Here is a 16073-nt window from a genome sequence, read left to right as displayed (position 1 = left end):
ATAGTAGTATGTGGAAATTTTGTAAGCTTATATAAATGATTGTTCGTATTCTACCCGCCAGTAAGGGTGGTATCTATTCCAACGTGGGTTCGTCGGGCTTTCTGGTTACGTACCTCGAACATGAAGCTCGTGAAACCGGGCAAACTGATCGGGCTATTTTCTTCGACCAAGGTCGGGAAGGTATCGGCCGAGAAGAGGTGCAGCAACGTATTGACGAAAACGTCGTCGGGTTGCAAAAAGGCAAACCACACTTTCACTCGCTTGTCATCGCGCCAAGTCAAGATGAGTTACGACATCTGAACGATGACCCGAACAATCTAATCGAGTACACGCGGCAAGTGATGGAAAACTATGCCGTCAACTTTGGCGGAAAACGACACAAGCCATTGACGAGTGACAACTTGGTATGGTACGCAACCATTCACAGGAGCCGCCACTATTCCGGCCTCGACGATGCGGTACAGACGGGAGAGGCACAACCCCGACAGCGAAAGGAGGGCGAACAAACTCACGTGCATGTTATCGTGTCGGCGCGTGACCGCAGTATGAGCCGGTCGTTGCACCCCGACGCAGGAAGCAGCCGCTTCAATTACAAGACCTGGCTTGCCAAAAACCAACATGATTTTGAGCGGACGTATGATTACAAAACTAAAATCAGCGAACAGCAGCACTGGGAACGGCTCTATAAGCAAATCGCCCGAATTGACCGGGCAGGGCTTTCCCTCGACCGGGAACGGATACAACTCGTAGGTCAGCACCATGCCTACTCAGCCGATTTCTGGAAGAGCATGGGGCAGGTAGAACGGGAAGTCAGACAGGGGAAGGTATTCACAGCCAATCAAGCCTACGAGCGATTACAGGAGACCGTTGAACCGAAGCAAAAGATAAACAAGAGCAGGGTAGGAGGGGAGCAGGAACTACGTACCTACGAAGCACCCGGTCAAGGACGACCAAATCGAATTGACGAATCCACCCGCCCGGTACTACCAGCAGGAAACATACCTGCTATAGAAAAGGTAGAGGAAGTTGATAAGAATGTTACCCGACCCGAAGTCAGGACAACGCACGATAAAGCTGTGAACAAGGCAAGCACAAATGACAAACCGGGCCGGGTTGACTTAAGCCCGTTGCTGAAAGCGCTTCGGTTTGAAAGTGTACCAGAAACCGGCGATCAGGCCCGTAGCCAGGAAGATGATTATCGGCGACGCATAAAACGCCGACGATAGTGCAATATCATAATGTCAAAATGTTGCTATGCTGCAATTGTAAAATTCTGCAATAACAGCAAGGCCTACATATCATGAATCAAAATCGTAACGCTGTACTGCTACTGGCTACAGTAGTGGGGTTATTGGCCGCAGGTGAGTACTATCTGTTGCTGCACATTCCCCCGCGCGATGCCGGGTGGTACGTCAAATTGTTCAATCTCTATTCAAAGGGGGGCTGGCTGTTTCGACTGTTGTTTGCCGCGCTGGTACCGCTGAGTTTTGCCTTACCCGACGATACCAAAAGCTTCGGCAGCGGCCGCCCGGCGGAACTGCGCCGGGATAAACGTCCGCCGTTGAAAGTGCAACTCAGTGTGCTGGCTGGGTACGTGGTGGGCGCGCTTTTATTGGCTGTAGCGCATCGCTTTCCGTACCAATTCGCTTACATGGTGCCGGTTGGAGCCGGACTGAGTAGCTTGTTTGGTATCGGTGTTGGTCATTGGCTCTTACGGCCGCAGCCCAAACGCCCTATCGTAGAAGACAAGAAAGCGGGTGTCGCAAAAAAAGGATTTGAGTTCCGCACTACTACGGGAGGATACATCAAAGTGCAGAATCCATTCCGGGGCGTTTTCATCACGGGTGGCCCCGGATCGGGCAAGTCGGAGTCTTTAGCTAAACCATTTATCCGGCAGGCCATCGAGCAGGACTATTGCGGCATCCTGTACGACGTAAAATTTCCTGAACTGACCAAGTACGCCTATCACTACCGGAAACAAAACCCTGATGCGACCTCGCGCTTCTGTGTGCTGAACTTTCAGGATATGAACCGGACGCACCGGCTTAATCCTATTGCGCCGGAAAACTTGTTAAGCATCACCTACGCCGAGGAATACGCGCTGGGTTTGCTGAAGAACCTTCAGGAAGAAATCATCGAGAAACAGGACTTCTGGTCACGTTCCTGCACGGCCGTGCTGACGGGCCTGATCTGGTACTTACGCAAGCACCACCCGGCTCAGTGTACCTTACCTCACGTCGTGACGCTGATCACGAAGATGCCCTACGACAAATTGATGACCCTCATCGGCAGCGACTCGGAATGTTTGAGTTACGTCATGAGTGTAATTACAGCTATTGGCAACAAGTCTGCCGATCAGCTATCGGGTGTGATCGGTACGTTACAGAACATACTGGCCAAGCTGGCCACGCCGGAGGTCTTCTGGGTGATGTCGGCCACCGACGAAGGTTTCAGTATGGACCTGAATAACCCCGAAAATCCGATCTTCCTTTGTCTGGGTGGTGACCGCGAACTGATCGACGCTCTACGGCCGCTGCTGGGGCTATACACAACGGTAGCCGTAAAGCGGATGAACCGGCAGGGCAAGCACCATTCTATTCTGCTATTGGACGAGGCCCCGACGATCTACATACCCAATTTTGAGCAAATACCGGCGACGGGTCGGAGTTCGCAAATTGCGACGGTGTATATGTGCCAGGACTTGTCGCAGGTACGTAAGTACTACGGCGAGAAAGAAAGCCAGATGATTCTGGGTACGTTGAGTAATCAGTTTTACGGAGCCGTTTCGAGTGCAGAGACGGCCAAGTACGTAAGCCAACTGATCGGTAAGCATGAGGTTATCACCCCGGAGGAAACCCGTGATAATAGCCCGGCATTCGACATCGGTAGTTTGTTCGACGCGAAGCACCAGCCGCAGCGGAACCGCCGTACCATTGCCTACCGCAAGCAGGAACGCCCTATCGTCAACCCGGAGGACTTGCACGAGTTTGATAAAGGTGAGTTCATTGGCTTCACCGTCGAGTCGAAGCAGGGCCGATTCTGGGGCCGTATTGCTCTGGAACCGGAGGTGCAGCCGGTCAAAAATCTGCCCAAGTTCTCGACACAGCACGACTTACAGACCAACATGGACAGCATTGTACTCGATTGCGCGACGATTTTGGGGTTGGAGGATACGGCGGTTGAGAAGCTGCTTTCCGCTGTCGGAACTGTTGAAACTCCTTGAAAGACAATATTGTGTCTACATGGAGTAGATGTTTTCAATCAGGCTTCTTGGCCTAGATTATAGAACAGTCAGTTTACTTTTTTCAGGCTCACAAGTGTGTATCTAATTTACTATTTTTAGCTGATAGAATCGCAGGGCCGTAATAAGTCATCATTCCTATTTGGAAAAATCGTCAAACATTGTGGCAAGCGGTTATAAATTTGAGACCGGTATCAGAAATCATCCATCCATGAATGAGAAGCCTTTAAACACGGTAAAAAAGGGCGATGAATTTGAGAATTTATCCGCGCATTTAATCGAAAAGGCACTCAATGACTACAAATTAGGGTTAATACCAGGTAATTGTCGGGTCTTTAAAAAGAAAGGGTATTACTCATCGCTCCGAAAAAGAAACATCATTTTTGACATAGCTATAGAAGTGTGGCCTGAGGGGTCAAAAAACTATGCTATTCTTAATTTAATCGAATGTAAAAATTACGCCAAGAAAGTCCCGGTTGACGATGTCGAGGAGTTTTATGCTAAAATCAGTCAGGTCGGTCACGTTAATGTGAAAGGTATTTTTATTACGAATAATGGCTTCCAGAAGGGGGCTTTTACCTTCGCTAAATCCGTTGGTATGATGCTGATAATAGTAAACGACTTAATTTCCCTCAACATCATCTTACACAAAGCAAATCGCCAACGGCAAATAGAAGAAGAGTATTCTTACAACGTCTCTGGAATTGAAAACGAAGATCCTATTATTCAACAAATGATCTTTCGTAAAATCCAGCGAAAGATTGACAAAGAATTATTAAGCATATTCGTTTATCAAGTAATTGCAAATTCGTATAGGCGACAGGAAATTGATGTTCCAATTTTGTCCGCTGAAGAAATTGATGAGTTTACATCTTCAATTCTAATGGCTTATAATCCCGATGTAGTCAACGGAGAACGAAGGCTTGATTGGGAAAAATTTGGGATATTTCTTTCGCAGGTGTATGAGCTAACAATTTCGTTCGATTCGATGGATGGATTCGACTGTCGTGGTCATAGAATTATTAGTCACTGTTCGTTTTTGACTAAGACCATTGAAGTTGATAAGACTTTGGAAAATACCAATCGAGCTCCCTTTCTTCTTGCTCACGAGTTGGGTCATTTCTTTTTACACAACCGAATTGCCCTCAACCAACGTGAATACGAATCATTCAGTGACTCAGCTTATAATTTGAGTATCAATCGCCATGAGTTGAATAATCCAAGGACGTGGCTTGAATGGCAGGCGAATCAGTTCGCAGCCAGTCTATTGCTACCACGTAAGTCAATTTTATATCGTCTGGGTATAGAGCAATATAAGCAGGGGCTTCAAATTGGGAAGCCCATTTATCTGGACGATCAGTTGGATAACCGAATCGCCTTCAATACAATTATTGCTAACCTGGCCAGATTTTATTTCACGACAAAGACAAGCATTATTTATCGCCTTAATGCTCTGGATATGATAAAGATCAATTCTCGGTTGAAATCAGTAGGCCAACTCATTCGGGAAATTTATCCTGATCTACTACAAGAACCCTGGTGATTTATCGTACAGATGAAAAATGTTCAGTTCACTATACCTTCAGTCTTGGATTGCGAAACAGGAGAAGAAGTGTTTGCCAGTGCGTTCTTCAAACAAGATGAAGTGGGTATTTTCGAGGTACGCAGACAATTAGAAGATGCCATCCGTAACCGGTGCGACCCTAAGTTTAAGTGCTATTACTGCAATCAGCTTATTAAAATTCGAGGGAAAACCGAAAACGAAACAAAGCTGAAGCGAATGCACTTTGCCCACCAACGGGATAGTGAGGATTGTCCAATCAAAACGAGCCAGCACTTGACAACTCACCAAGTGCTGGCTGTCAAATACAACGGACAGAAAGAAAGCGAATTACATCGCCGTACAAAAGAGTTAGTAGCAACCTCGCTGGAACAAAACCGACTTACAGGGAAGGGTGTGTCAAAGGTGGCTATGGAATCCGTTAAGCGAGATACCTCGGGAATGATGACTTGGCGTAAACCCGATGTCAGCGCGGTTTACAAATCGTATTCGGTTGTATTTGAGATTCAACTTTCGACAACTTTCTTGAGTGTGATCGCAGATCGTGAACACTTTTACCAACAAAATCAAACATATATCATCTGGCTTTTCAAGTCCTTCTCTGATGACTTTGACAAGCAGCGATTTACTGAAAAAGACGTTTTTTATGGTAATAATCAGAATGCTTTTGTTTTCGACGGAGAGGCTATCAGAGAATCCAAACATCGGCAAGATCTTGTTCTTAAATGTCTGTATAGGGAGCCTTATAGGATTGGTCAAGAGGTAGCCTATCGGTGGAAGGAACGGATGGTTGACCTACATGACCTGACGTTTGATAATGCTACTTACAAAGTGTTTTTCTTCGATGTAGAGGGAGCGGTAAAAGCTATCAAACAAGAAATCGACGAGGAAGAGCGTACGGAAACGCAGCGACAACGTGATTTAGCGGCACGGCAACAAACGTATGAGCAACGCCAACAAGCCTATGAAGAACAGCTGGAAGAAGGGTTTTCCCTTGCCCGCTTGTCAGTTCATCAAACGCTCAATGAAATTGATGCTTATCCTGAACGACGTAGTCCTTTGTTGCGTGAATTTGCTGTATTCTCACATGAAACTGAGCGGAATTTATTCGACCTGTTTGGGCAAGAGCAGGGCTATCAACTAACAGACTTAGACAAAAGCTTTTTAAGGTTAGCCTTTGAGCAGGAACGGGCAAACCGCTCTCATCTGGAGCGGAATGATCTACTGACTTGCCTATGCTTGGTAACTTGTTTGACAAAATTGAAAACCTCCCAAAAAGCTCATCGCCTGAAGAAGGTACAAGGTCCTGTTCTGGCTCTATTATCCATTAAACTGAATTGCGTGGTTGGGCAAAAATTTAGTAAATTGATACAAGTGGCTCATACTGTTTTCCCTGGTAAAGAGACGTATTCGCACTTGTTCTTACAGGCACTTGAACACTGGCCCAACACAGCTTTAATTCAACAGGATGCCCATTCAGGTGGTAAACTGGCTAAGAAGATTGCTGCATTTAAGCAAAAAAACATTCAGCCTGATCACAGCTATGACGACGTTTTTAAGATCCTGTTTCCTGAGCTATTTGATTTAAAGTGATGATTTTGTCAATACGTTCTTGTCAATCAAAATCCGTCTCAACTCACCGTAAAGACGGATTTTGATGAAAAGTCTTTTCTACACTACTACTCCCCCATCCCCCTCCGCAACTGCCGTAGCAGATTCAGCGCGTAGCTGACCGACCAGCGACTATCACGAACCAGTAATTCAGCGACGGGACTTTGCTCACCTAAACTGATTTGCTGATCAATGATCTGGTCGATACGTTGGTGGAGTGCATTGGAGAGGGCAACGATGGGAGCCATCTGACGACCTAGCACTCGCGCGGCCGTTAGGGTGATGTCGAACTCGTCGTCGCTGAATAGATCGTTGTGATTTTCGTAGATGTCGTCTTCGGTAATGTCAAAATAATGCCGCAGAATTGCGCCGATGTCAAGGATGTCTTTCGAGCGGTGTTCGGGTCGGTCGTCATAGGCAATGAATTTAAGTAGCACGATGCCGGCCAGCGTACAGACCAGAAACGGCTGATTGTCTATTTCGACAGATTCGGTGCCTGCTTCGTACACTTCCTGAAATCCATCCACGCGAATAGTCGTCAGGCCCTGCCCCGCTACACTGACTGACTGCTCCATCGACAAGGCTCCAAACGGCAGCAAATCCACAGGCCGCCCGTCCTCGAAGACGAGCGTATAGGCGTTGTCGCGCCGGGCAATAAACCGCCCCGTACCGATCAGGCGGTCGCGCAGGTGCCCGTATTGTTCTTCATTCGCCAGCAATACAGCCAGGTCGAGGTCGCGGGTGACGCGGCCCGGCTCAATGTCGTGTAGGGCCGTTAGCCAGATGTCGCGGGCAATGGCTCCAATCAGGTAGAAATCGACGCCCAGTGTAACCAGCTCGCTTTCCAGCACGGCAAACAGTTCGCCGAGGTTGCCTTGTCGAAGTTGCTCAAAAGTGATTCTATACATTGACTACATGGTCTTGATAAATGCGCCGGGCGATGTCGGTTGTGCGTGGGTCGTCAATAGCTAGCAAGTCGGCGTAGGCTAATAAGGGCGGTACGGTAAAGCAGTCACCTTGGCCAACAGGAGGTTTCCAGAACAGCCGGTTAACCTCCACCGGCCCATCGGAGTCGGGCAGTAGTTTATACGTGTTGAGCAAACCCGCCTTACTCTGATCGGTGTAGAGCGTCAACGTAGCCGGGCGCAGGTCGTTCGTGAGGGCATCCGCAGCAGGCTCCCCACTCCAATACGTACCGGGTTGTAACGCTACCTGTCGCCAGTCGGCAGGGAAGAGATTTTTAGGTAGTCGAAAGCGACCCACAATAAGGCTCGGTTTGAGGGCCTCAGCATACCGACCGACCCACTGGTCCCGCAGCTTATCCAGTTTAGTTAGCTTCTTTCGTTTAGCATCCACCGAGACGACGTAGCCCGACTTCTTGAGGTAGTCGATGGTGTGTTGTGCTGTGCCGACCGAAACGCCAGCCTGTTCCGCCAGTTCCCGAACGCTTAGGTTGATCCCGTCAGGATGTATAAGCAAGGTAAACAGTACTCGCAGACCACTTTTGCCGAAGGGCTGTTTCGCAACGACCGGGGCCTGAGCCAGCTTGCGCCCCTGCACAATAATCAGCACACTGCCGACATGTATGTAACAGTTGCCAGCCCCGTCGAGGTAATTTTGTTGGGTTTGCCGCAGCGTTTGTTTAAGCGAATCAGGTATATGTTCGGCCAGCAGCAACGTGTTGGGTTTGCTCAACTGTCTTAATTCATCTACATGATGAGCTATTGCCCGCTGCCTGATCTGAGTAGGCAGGCGAATGGTGTTGTTCCCGGTATCGATAACCACAAAGCCATCAAGTCCGGGAGTAGCCTTGTTTTCCCACAAAACTTTCAAGCCGGTGGCATCACGCAATCCTTCGACTGCCTGATCGGCGAAACGTCCCAGTTTGTTCAAAATATTGAAGAGTTCATTTTTATTGAACAATCAAATTTATTGAACCTTTTTAGCAGGAGCAAGTACGTAGACTCTTTAGGTGCTAAAAGGACGATTTGAGAGTAAGCAGACGCTGGCAAATTAAAGTTAAGGTATCGCTGTCGCGGTTTATCAGAAGGAGCATACTCTTACCAGTTATTTTATCAATTAGTATACCTTGTTTATAAGCCTTGACCTGAACTATTGAATCGATCTTGATAGACGTAGTTTTATTTGGGCTTTCGAAGATAAGTCTCTTGTTGGTAACGTAGAGAGATCCGCTGCTAATCAGTTTGATGATGTCAAACGTGTCCTGATGGTTGTGAAGGACATTCGATGTCAAATCGACAATATCAAGCGTTTTACGATGTTCAAAACGGTCGGTGTAGTTCGTTCGGCGAACGGTTACGCGTTCCTCAAACCATTGCACATCGCTGGCCTGACAATGGCATACTTCCAACTTTTGAAGGGTGATAGCTACCTCGATTACGGGTAAGTCTGAATTTTCAATAGCCCAATAGCGCATGTACCTTTCCATGTGACGTCGGGTATTGGCACTAAGCTTGGTACCCAAATTCTTACTTACGGTCAGAATTTTATGTTCCTCTTCGGGAGAGATACGGGCGTTGTATGAATATTTTTGAGTAAGCTTATTTAAATGATCTTGGCATACTTCCTTATAGATACTGTCAGTCAGATCGACAGGAATAGGGATAAGCTGTTGTAATGCCGACAGAGCTACTTTATCGGTCTCAGATATATGCCCATCTTTAATAACGTCTTCTACCCGTTGCTTATAGACCAATTTGCCAATTTGAGCATGTAACATCTCGACCGTTGAGGGCGGTAAGTTAAATAATGTTCGTAAATGCTCGAGATCGGACAACCCATCTGTTCCCAACTGTTTATCAGACAGTTTATAATTAAGATGGACAGCGTAAAATTCTTCCAGATTTAGCATGAACCGGCTTAGTGGAAAGCTGTATCGTTGCTCAATATCTGTTAAATCATGCCGGGTGATCGTTCTGATTGGGCGGTTGGCCAGGAGGTTGTTAACTTCAATAATAGCATTTTCCTCAGGGTGCTGCCGGAGTAGGCGTTGCATCAAACTCAGCGACCTCAAGGGTCTTGTCTCAAAGGCCGTTGACATCGTATTTTCTATAGGTTTCATAAATTGGCTTATTCCAGTTGCATACGCCCCCGTGGTGAGAACAGGCACCTCTGCCTTTAGCATTCGAGGGACTGTAGCTGCCATCACAGCAAACGGTTTGGTAGTAAAGTAGTTTACGGACTAACGGGTTGAGCTTGTCGTAGAGCTTGGTTGCCTGACGATGACCGGCTTCGGATGCCTGACGAAATCCGGCAATGGCTTCTGTTTTCCGGCCTACTTGCTGATAGCAAAGTGCCTGTTGATACAACTGTTCACCATTCAGCGAACTAGTTCGGGACAGTTCATCGTAGTGTTGAAGTGCCAGTTTATACTGTTTCGTTCGCACGTAGCTATTTGCAAGTCCTTCGTGTAGCCGGTGTTGCGTGTCTGTTTCGTCAGTTGAGACAAATCGACCGGATTGGTTGTAAAAATAGATTGCCTTAGCGTAAGCACCTTTTTCTAAGAGATTATCGGCCTTGGACAGGTACGTTCGTACACTATCAAGGCGCTGAACTTCTCTTCGTTTTGCTTCAACTTCTGCTTTTTGTTCAGCAAGAGCGGCTATCCTTTTGTCTTCCTCCGCCTGCTTAATACGGTCTCGATATTGAAAGCCGTTCCCAATCAGGATGAAGGACATTATCCCAAGTGTGCATAGTTTTAGAGTTGGAACGAACCGGAATTTTAGTAACCTTTCGAGCCGATTTTTCCCCCAGCTTGAAGCAAAAAAAGCAAAGAGCAACAACGACAAACTGAATCCTACATGATAGCTGAAAACAATAATAGCGGCCAGTATTGATAGGAGGGATAAGACATTCCACAATAGATCACCTGTATTTTCAGCCTTGTTCGGCGTCGTTTCAATCGATTCTTTAAAGTAGTCGGGAAGAACCCGATGCTCTTTAGGGATCAATTTGGGTACATACTTTTTCATGAGGATCAAGAAAAATGGTTTGTGTATATTAAGCCGATGGAATTGTAAATATATCAAATAGACATGCATTTTAACCTTAAAAGGAACTCTCATAAAGGCAATGGCCGCAACAGATGATTAGCTCAGGATGATAGATTATTTGGGTGAAAACCGAAAAACGTCTCTAAAAAGCGGTAAATTTGAGTTTTAAATTGATAGAGTAAATGGAGAATAATCAACCAGAAAAATTAGGGCCGCACGTCGAGGTAACACCAGAAGGGCTGGTAGTGGATTTTGACGCCATCCGCAACGAAACCATTGAACGGTACGGCTTTGCCGAGAAGCCCGCCGACGAACCCTGGATTATTGGCAAGGTGAGCCGGGAAGACTTCACGCTGATGAAAGAAGAGGAGGCCGAAGCAGACAGAAAAGAGGAGAAGCAGTAATAGGAAGTGTAACAAATGACCCGCGATCAGGAGGAGTTTTTGCAGGTGCTCAATCGGCACCAGGTGGAGTATGTTGTCATCGGGGGAAAGGCAGTTCAGTCATACGGCAGTACCCGCAAGGCCGACGACATTGATGTATGGATTAACCCATCAGCCGAAAATGCCAGTAAGATGGTGTTGTCGGTGAAGGAGTTCCTCGGAGCCAACATGCATACCCGCGATTTTACCGACGATAAAATCGTGTATTTCGGGCGAAATCCGTACCGAATCGATATTCATAAGGACGTACCGGGTCTGGGCCAGTTTGCCGACCATTACCCAAACCGTGTGCCAGCCCGAACCAAAGACGGAACCGATTACAGTGTCGTTTCGCCCCACGACCTGGTTGCCAGCAAGAAGGCCGCAGGTCGGCCCAAAGATTTGCAGGACATAACGTATATAGAGGAACGGGTTATGGGGATTACCCGGCAACCCGAACGTATCCGAAGTACTGATAAACCTGCTTATGAAGCCCAGCGGGGCACCGCCCGCAAAGTGGACTTCGATGAGTTCAAGCAGCGCATCAACCTGGTCGAGTACGCAATGGATCAGGGCTACATCAAAGACCGGCAAAGGAGTGGAGGTAATTCGGTAACGCTCTACAAAGACGATGCCCGAGGCCGGGACAAAATTGTTGTGTACCCGAATCAGCGGAGCGGCATAGACATCTACTTTAATCCTAACGACGGAGCCGATAAGGGAACTGTCGTTCAGTTTCAGCACCGGCGTGGTACGGGCGAGTGGAAAGACACTATTGAAACCCTGCAACGCTATATCGGTCAGGTGCCCGAACAGCAACGCCCGGCCCGACCCGCCCCACCTCCCGATAACCAACCGATACCTACTCGTGAACAGGCCGTCGTGCGGAGCTTCGACCTGAAGCCATTGACCGACGACACGTACCTGCGTGGCCGTGGGCTGTCGCCCGCTACGGTAAACGCACCTGAGTTTGAGAATACGGTTTTCAACCGTTCTTACTTTGACCGGAGCCGGGGTAAGCAGTACACCAATACCGTGTTTCCGATTAAAAACGAACAGGGAACGGTCGCCATTATCGTGCGGAACGACGGGCTGAAAATGGTTGAGGGGCCGCGTGGAGATGGGGTCTGGATTTCTAACCCAAAAGTGATAGGTCCCGATGGTCGCGCCGACCGGCTTGTGGTGGCCGAAAACCCCATTGATGCGATGAGCTTTCACCAATTGAAACCACCGGTAGAAGGGGAAAAAAGATTGTACATCGGCACAGCGGGTAACCTCTCGTCGGGTGCGCCCGATACGGTGCAGAAGCTGATCGACCGCTACCAGCCGAAGCAGATCGTGATGGCCAACGACAATGATAATGGCGGCTTTCGGACGAACATCAATCTGGTTGGTCGGTTGCGGTATCCGGGCATCGAGGAGAGCAACAACATTCAGGCGCAGTTGGCCGTACCCACGCCCAGCCAGTTGCGGCTAACGGTATCGGTTAGTGCCACTGATTCGGTAGCAGGAAAACAGCGGGTAGAAGAATTGACGAATAGATTCTCGAAAGCCCTCAACAAAGGAGCACCGGACGATGAACCGGAAGCCCGCATCCGGGTAAGTGGCTGGCAGGGCAACCGGACCGAGTTCGAGGTGTCGATGCCCAACACCCGGCAAAACCTGGTACGTACCCAAAACGAGTTGGTAGCCGCCAAGGGGCTGAACGAAGTAGTTGCATTGAAGTTGCCGGTGCACAAGGATTTCACCGAAGACCTCCAGCGAAACGAGAAGCTGACGCTACCGGCCTTACCCGGTGAAGCGAAGCAGCAGATGGTGCAATCGGCAGAAGGGCCGAGGATGATGCCGAAGTTCGACCTGCCAAGTTTTGCCAACGAATCAACCGGAATGAAACGATGAGCAACGGTATCGAGATGCTATCCTACCCAGATATTACACAAGCATCGGGAGTAGAAACAGGCTGGTTTGGAACAGGCCCAAATGACTTAAATTTATTGCCTTTTGTGCTCGTTTTGGCCTTTTTGTTTGTTCTATATGGAGGAATTAAACAGTATCTGAAACGCATTTAATGACCTACCTAATCATCGATACAGAGACCAACGGCCTACCGCAGTCGTATCATTTGCCCGCTACTGACCTGACCAACTGGCCACGACTTATTTCGGTGGCCTGGGGGTTGTATGATGAGCAGGGTAAGGAGCTATGTCGGCAGTATGCACTGGTGAAACCAGATGGATACCGCTGGAACAAGGTGGCCCAGCAGGTTCATCGTATTACGCCGGAAGAAGCCGAAACAAAAGGGCAGCCGTTGGTCGATGTGTTGAACCAGCTACGGCCAGCACTAGAACGGGCCGATGTCTGGGTAGGACATAATATCGATCTCGACTACGGTGTTATCGGAGCGGAATTTATACGAGTCAATGAAGCGAAGCCCGGTCGGGTAGGTGAGTTTCCGGCCCGACCGGTTATCTGCACGATGGATGCCAGCGTGAAAGTGACGCCTAACCGGGAGCCGGTAAAACTGGAAGAGTTGTACAAGCTGCTAACGGGCAAGCGTATGATGGGGATGCACGACGCGACCGCCGACATGCTGGCCACCGCCCGTTGTTTTTTTGAGTTGAAGCGTAGAAGCATTTTTGCCTGATGTCAGATAACAGACCAGCCGAAGAGCATTTTGCCCTGTTGTTTCCCGGCAAGCCAATTCCGAGCTGGGCCTATGAGACGATTCGCTATTTCGATTATCACGCCTACAACACAGGCGAGGAGAACGTGGAGACTGTTCGGCTCGAACGGGTTATCGGCACAACGCATCCAAGCTACGGTCTGGCTGCAAATGCTAACCTACGCGAAAAGGTGCAGCAACCGCGACGGCGGTCCGATTCCGGCCTGACCGAATGCCCAGTCTGCTGGCCACCGATCCGTCACGTCTTCAATTGGAGCGGATAGACGGAACGCAGGACTATTATCTTGTAGGTGAGGGGAATCACCGACTATCCGCTTATAAGCTTTCGGGCATGGAGACAATCAATTGTGCTGTATGCGTCGCCTATGACAGGCCAAAGCCTGTAGAACCGGTTTACATTGAACCAGAACAACGTCATGAAAAAAATACAACGTCTATTTCTGCCTGGCTTGCTCATTGGCGCGATGTCCTGTCAGCAAAACTCTTCTGTTGAGCCGACTTTCCCGCCAACAAAAGCATATTACTCGTTTCGGGTATTCAAACTCACTGACCCAAACCAGCCGCGTAACGAAGTTGGCTTCGACACCCTGACGTACCGCGCTGAGGACGGAACTATCCGTATTCTGACAAACCGGACTATCTATTTCACCAACGAATACGACACGACCATCTACGCCAACGTACCCACCGACCGGGTATTGGAAGGCTATTTGTCATCGAGCAAAGCGAAAAACGTAATAATCGAAGTGGGCCTAATCGACAAGACCGGCGCGAAACGCACACAGGATTATCAATCGACGGGAGCGATGAATCAAAGCCAAGCGGTGCCGGTTCGGTTGAGGGTGCGGAAGGAGGTGCCGTTGGGGGAGATTAGCACTGCAAATTGATCTATTTATTATGAGATTAGCCATTGCCTGAACCATACTCCATCGCCATTTGGATATAGAACGGCCCAATCGTTTCGGGTACCATCTCTGCTATCACTAGTCTCAATGCGCCCGTACATTTTTATATACTCTTGGTCAAAGTTTCTAAAATGAGTTGTAACCGTCGGTAATATAACAGCGTTGGGATAACCTAAAACTCCATCACCAAGACCTAACTCCCAAGGCATCCATTTAGAATCTGAAGAATTAGGTGTAATTAACTGTATCATCTTTTTGGACTGTTGAATTCTCTTTCTCAGAGTTGGTGCAGTTTGGTCATTTGGAGTGTTATTTAACTCATCGTCAAGAAAATCGATATAAATTGAGGCATCCAAAGCATTCAGGAACTGAACGACTTTAGCGACATATTGCTTATCGACTCGCCTGTATGACAAGAAAACAGAGTATATCTTTTTACTACCAAGACCTTCATTTAGTGGTAACGCTTTCTGAAAGCGTACATCGGGCAATCTATCTAAGTTGAGGTATGCCATTATGGAAGCTTATATCGAAACCTTTTGGAAAGTGGTCATTGTTCATTTTAGACTCAGCAGATTTCTTGCCTATTTTCTGAAGAATGTCAATATTTTTAGGGTCAGACATCTCAAATATCTTATCGACTTGTACATCTGTAAAGCCTAAAGAATTCAACTCATTAGTTTCAAAATTTACATCGTATCTCAGATAATTCAGATGTGCAGATCCGCCAAGCAAATCACCTCTCATGTCGCCAATCTCAGAGTCTATAGCAGATCTTGTAGGACTATTAGAAAGATATTGAAGTAAAAGATGACTCTGAATAGCGGCATCTCTCATTAATAAATTTGGAATTTGTTTTCCCCAATCCCAAACTCGGTTCTTAGATACTTTTGATATAGCTTTTCTACTGAGACCAGACCCAGTACCTATAGACGCCAGTAAAAGGTTATCTGCTCCTGTACTCCAATTAAACTTAAATTCTTCAAGAGTCGAAATTAAGAACATCAACAAAGCAGGATTGTTGTACATGCTAACACCACCATCAATAAATATTGCGTCTTCTCCATTTCCCACTTCAATCCTTTCGGGAGAGAAATATGTTGGTGCGGCAGTACTTGCTCTAATAGCTTTCCTTAATAATATGCCCTTGTTTTGATTAAAATACTTTCCTTTGGGATGATTGAGTAAAGGCCAAGTGCTTCCAGTATCTACCCTTTTGGTCACTATGCATAAACCCGTCTTTACTGCATTGCTACCAATAGTTAAATCTCCTAATTGATCTTTCAGTGCTTTTTCCAAGGATGCAGGTGAGAATTTTGCGCCTGTGAAACGGCGATACAAAGACTGCTTTTTGCCAAATATTTTAGAAGATAAGTCGAAATACAGTTTATGAATTTCTTGTACAGACATTCCTAAACTTAAGCAGGTAGCAATGATTGAGCCTGTACTTGTCCCACCTATCAAATCAAAGTAGTGGCATAATCTAAACTCAGAATTGTTGCCATAACGCTGACGCAATATATCCTCAATACGTTGTAAATAGCCCAAGGTTATAATGCCTCGGACTCCGCCACCATCTAAGGATAATATCCTTTTAGGGCCTGCCGAAGTAAGCCTATTTAGAACGGTCATAACTA

General features: G+C 47.4%; 16 protein-coding genes. 10 read left to right on the top strand and 6 right to left on the bottom strand.

The features are described from left to right. Positions 1 to 35 precede the first annotated feature (35 nt). From F5984_RS25585 to F5984_RS25570, 4 genes are all read left to right on the top strand, one after another. Positions 36 to 1226: a DUF5712 family protein gene (locus F5984_RS25585; RefSeq protein ID WP_152127111.1), complete on the top strand. Its 1191-nt coding sequence runs from the start codon at positions 36 to 38 to the stop codon at positions 1224 to 1226. A 74-nt stretch (positions 1227 to 1300) separates the two neighbouring features. After that, positions 1301 to 3223 carry a type IV secretory system conjugative DNA transfer family protein gene (locus F5984_RS25580; RefSeq protein WP_152127109.1) on the top strand — a complete coding sequence of 641 codons (1923 nt, stop codon included), beginning with the start codon at positions 1301 to 1303 and terminating at the stop codon, positions 3221 to 3223. Between the two features lie 229 nt (positions 3224 to 3452). After that, complete coding sequence (locus F5984_RS25575; RefSeq protein ID WP_152127107.1) at positions 3453 to 4784, top strand: ImmA/IrrE family metallo-endopeptidase; 1332 nt, start codon at positions 3453 to 3455, stop codon at positions 4782 to 4784. Positions 4785 to 4796: 12 nt separating this feature from the next. Then, positions 4797 to 6395: a DUF6035 family protein gene (locus tag F5984_RS25570; RefSeq protein ID WP_152127105.1), complete on the top strand. Its 1599-nt coding sequence runs from the start codon at positions 4797 to 4799 to the stop codon at positions 6393 to 6395. Positions 6396 to 6481: 86 nt separating this feature from the next. Here the strand turns inward: F5984_RS25570 and F5984_RS25565 are convergent, their stop codons facing one another. The 4 genes from F5984_RS25565 to F5984_RS25550 form a co-directional block, all read right to left on the bottom strand. Further along, complete coding sequence (locus F5984_RS25565) at positions 6482 to 7321, bottom strand: nucleotidyl transferase AbiEii/AbiGii toxin family protein (protein ID WP_152127103.1); 840 nt, start codon at positions 7319 to 7321, stop codon at positions 6482 to 6484. After that, the gene (locus tag F5984_RS25560; protein WP_246169390.1) at positions 7314 to 8306 is read right to left on the bottom strand and encodes a type IV toxin-antitoxin system AbiEi family antitoxin; all 993 of its coding nucleotides are present in this window, start codon (positions 8304 to 8306) and stop codon (positions 7314 to 7316) included. Before F5984_RS25560 ends, F5984_RS25565 begins: the two co-directional genes overlap by 8 nt. Before the next feature lie 82 nt (positions 8307 to 8388). Next, on the bottom strand, positions 8389 to 9495 hold the full coding sequence (locus tag F5984_RS25555) for a hypothetical protein (protein WP_152127100.1): 1107 nt from the start codon (positions 9493 to 9495) through the stop codon (positions 8389 to 8391). After that, entirely contained in the window at positions 9458 to 10405 is a 948-nt protein-coding gene (locus F5984_RS25550) for a hypothetical protein (RefSeq protein ID WP_152127098.1), read from the bottom strand. Before F5984_RS25550 ends, F5984_RS25555 begins: the two co-directional genes overlap by 38 nt. A 203-nt stretch (positions 10406 to 10608) precedes the next feature. Here F5984_RS25550 and F5984_RS25545 point away from each other — a divergent pair, with 203 nt between their 5' ends. The 6 genes from F5984_RS25545 to F5984_RS25525 all read left to right on the top strand — a co-directional run bounded on the left by F5984_RS25545 (position 10609) and on the right by F5984_RS25525 (position 14418). Next, the gene (locus tag F5984_RS25545; protein WP_152127095.1) at positions 10609 to 10830 is read left to right on the top strand and encodes a hypothetical protein; all 222 of its coding nucleotides are present in this window, start codon (positions 10609 to 10611) and stop codon (positions 10828 to 10830) included. Positions 10831 to 10845: 15 nt separating this feature from the next. After that, a complete protein-coding gene (locus F5984_RS25540; RefSeq protein WP_152127094.1) occupies positions 10846 to 12747 on the top strand; it encodes a nucleotidyltransferase in 1902 nt (633 codons plus the stop codon). Further along, complete coding sequence (locus F5984_RS26650; protein WP_019991036.1) at positions 12744 to 12917, top strand: hypothetical protein; 174 nt, start codon at positions 12744 to 12746, stop codon at positions 12915 to 12917. The genes F5984_RS25540 and F5984_RS26650 overlap by 4 nt, the downstream gene beginning before the upstream one ends. Further along, positions 12917 to 13492: a 3'-5' exonuclease gene (locus F5984_RS25535; RefSeq protein WP_152127091.1), complete on the top strand. Its 576-nt coding sequence runs from the start codon at positions 12917 to 12919 to the stop codon at positions 13490 to 13492. Before F5984_RS26650 ends, F5984_RS25535 begins: the two co-directional genes overlap by 1 nt. Next, the gene (locus F5984_RS25530) at positions 13492 to 13794 is read left to right on the top strand and encodes a hypothetical protein (RefSeq protein ID WP_152127089.1); all 303 of its coding nucleotides are present in this window, start codon (positions 13492 to 13494) and stop codon (positions 13792 to 13794) included. The genes F5984_RS25535 and F5984_RS25530 overlap by 1 nt, the downstream gene beginning before the upstream one ends. 153 nt (positions 13795 to 13947) lie before the next feature. After that, positions 13948 to 14418: a hypothetical protein gene (locus F5984_RS25525; protein ID WP_246169387.1), complete on the top strand. Its 471-nt coding sequence runs from the start codon at positions 13948 to 13950 to the stop codon at positions 14416 to 14418. Between the two features lie 8 nt (positions 14419 to 14426). Here the strand turns inward: F5984_RS25525 and F5984_RS25520 are convergent, their stop codons facing one another. Further along, a complete protein-coding gene (locus tag F5984_RS25520) occupies positions 14427 to 14951 on the bottom strand; it encodes a toll/interleukin-1 receptor domain-containing protein (RefSeq protein WP_152127086.1) in 525 nt (174 codons plus the stop codon). Beyond that, positions 14929 to 16068: a patatin-like phospholipase family protein gene (locus F5984_RS25515; RefSeq protein WP_152127084.1), complete on the bottom strand. Its 1140-nt coding sequence runs from the start codon at positions 16066 to 16068 to the stop codon at positions 14929 to 14931. Before F5984_RS25515 ends, F5984_RS25520 begins: the two co-directional genes overlap by 23 nt. Between the last annotated feature and the right edge of the window lie 5 nt (positions 16069 to 16073).

Origin of the sequence: Rudanella paleaurantiibacter (genome assembly GCF_009184635.1) — a bacterium.
Taxonomy (GTDB): Bacteria; Bacteroidota; Bacteroidia; order Cytophagales; family Spirosomataceae; genus Rudanella; species Rudanella paleaurantiibacter.
Note: the sequence above shows the minus strand (reverse complement) of the source record. Positions and strands in the feature narration are given on the sequence as shown.

Excerpts from the sequence above, each read along its gene's own strand:
- F5984_RS25585 (WP_152127111.1), top strand. The coding sequence starts at position 36 with ATGATTGTTCGTATTCTACCCGCCAGTAAGGGTGGTATCTATTCCAAC.
- F5984_RS25580 (WP_152127109.1), top strand. The coding sequence starts at position 1,301 with ATGAATCAAAATCGTAACGCTGTACTGCTACTGGCTACAGTAGTGGGG.
- F5984_RS25575 (WP_152127107.1), top strand. The coding sequence starts at position 3,453 with ATGAATGAGAAGCCTTTAAACACGGTAAAAAAGGGCGATGAATTTGAG.
- F5984_RS25570 (WP_152127105.1), top strand. The coding sequence starts at position 4,797 with ATGAAAAATGTTCAGTTCACTATACCTTCAGTCTTGGATTGCGAAACA.
- F5984_RS25565 (WP_152127103.1), bottom strand. The coding sequence starts at position 7,321 with ATGTATAGAATCACTTTTGAGCAACTTCGACAAGGCAACCTCGGCGAA.
- F5984_RS25555 (WP_152127100.1), bottom strand. The coding sequence starts at position 9,495 with ATGAAACCTATAGAAAATACGATGTCAACGGCCTTTGAGACAAGACCC.
- F5984_RS25550 (WP_152127098.1), bottom strand. The coding sequence starts at position 10,405 with ATGAAAAAGTATGTACCCAAATTGATCCCTAAAGAGCATCGGGTTCTT.
- F5984_RS25545 (WP_152127095.1), top strand. The coding sequence starts at position 10,609 with ATGGAGAATAATCAACCAGAAAAATTAGGGCCGCACGTCGAGGTAACA.
- F5984_RS25540 (WP_152127094.1), top strand. The coding sequence starts at position 10,846 with ATGACCCGCGATCAGGAGGAGTTTTTGCAGGTGCTCAATCGGCACCAG.
- F5984_RS26650 (WP_019991036.1), top strand. The coding sequence starts at position 12,744 with ATGAGCAACGGTATCGAGATGCTATCCTACCCAGATATTACACAAGCA.
- F5984_RS25535 (WP_152127091.1), top strand. The coding sequence starts at position 12,917 with ATGACCTACCTAATCATCGATACAGAGACCAACGGCCTACCGCAGTCG.
- F5984_RS25530 (WP_152127089.1), top strand. The coding sequence starts at position 13,492 with ATGTCAGATAACAGACCAGCCGAAGAGCATTTTGCCCTGTTGTTTCCC.
- F5984_RS25525 (WP_246169387.1), top strand. The coding sequence starts at position 13,948 with ATGAAAAAAATACAACGTCTATTTCTGCCTGGCTTGCTCATTGGCGCG.
- F5984_RS25520 (WP_152127086.1), bottom strand. The coding sequence starts at position 14,951 with ATGGCATACCTCAACTTAGATAGATTGCCCGATGTACGCTTTCAGAAA.
- F5984_RS25515 (WP_152127084.1), bottom strand. The coding sequence starts at position 16,068 with ATGACCGTTCTAAATAGGCTTACTTCGGCAGGCCCTAAAAGGATATTA.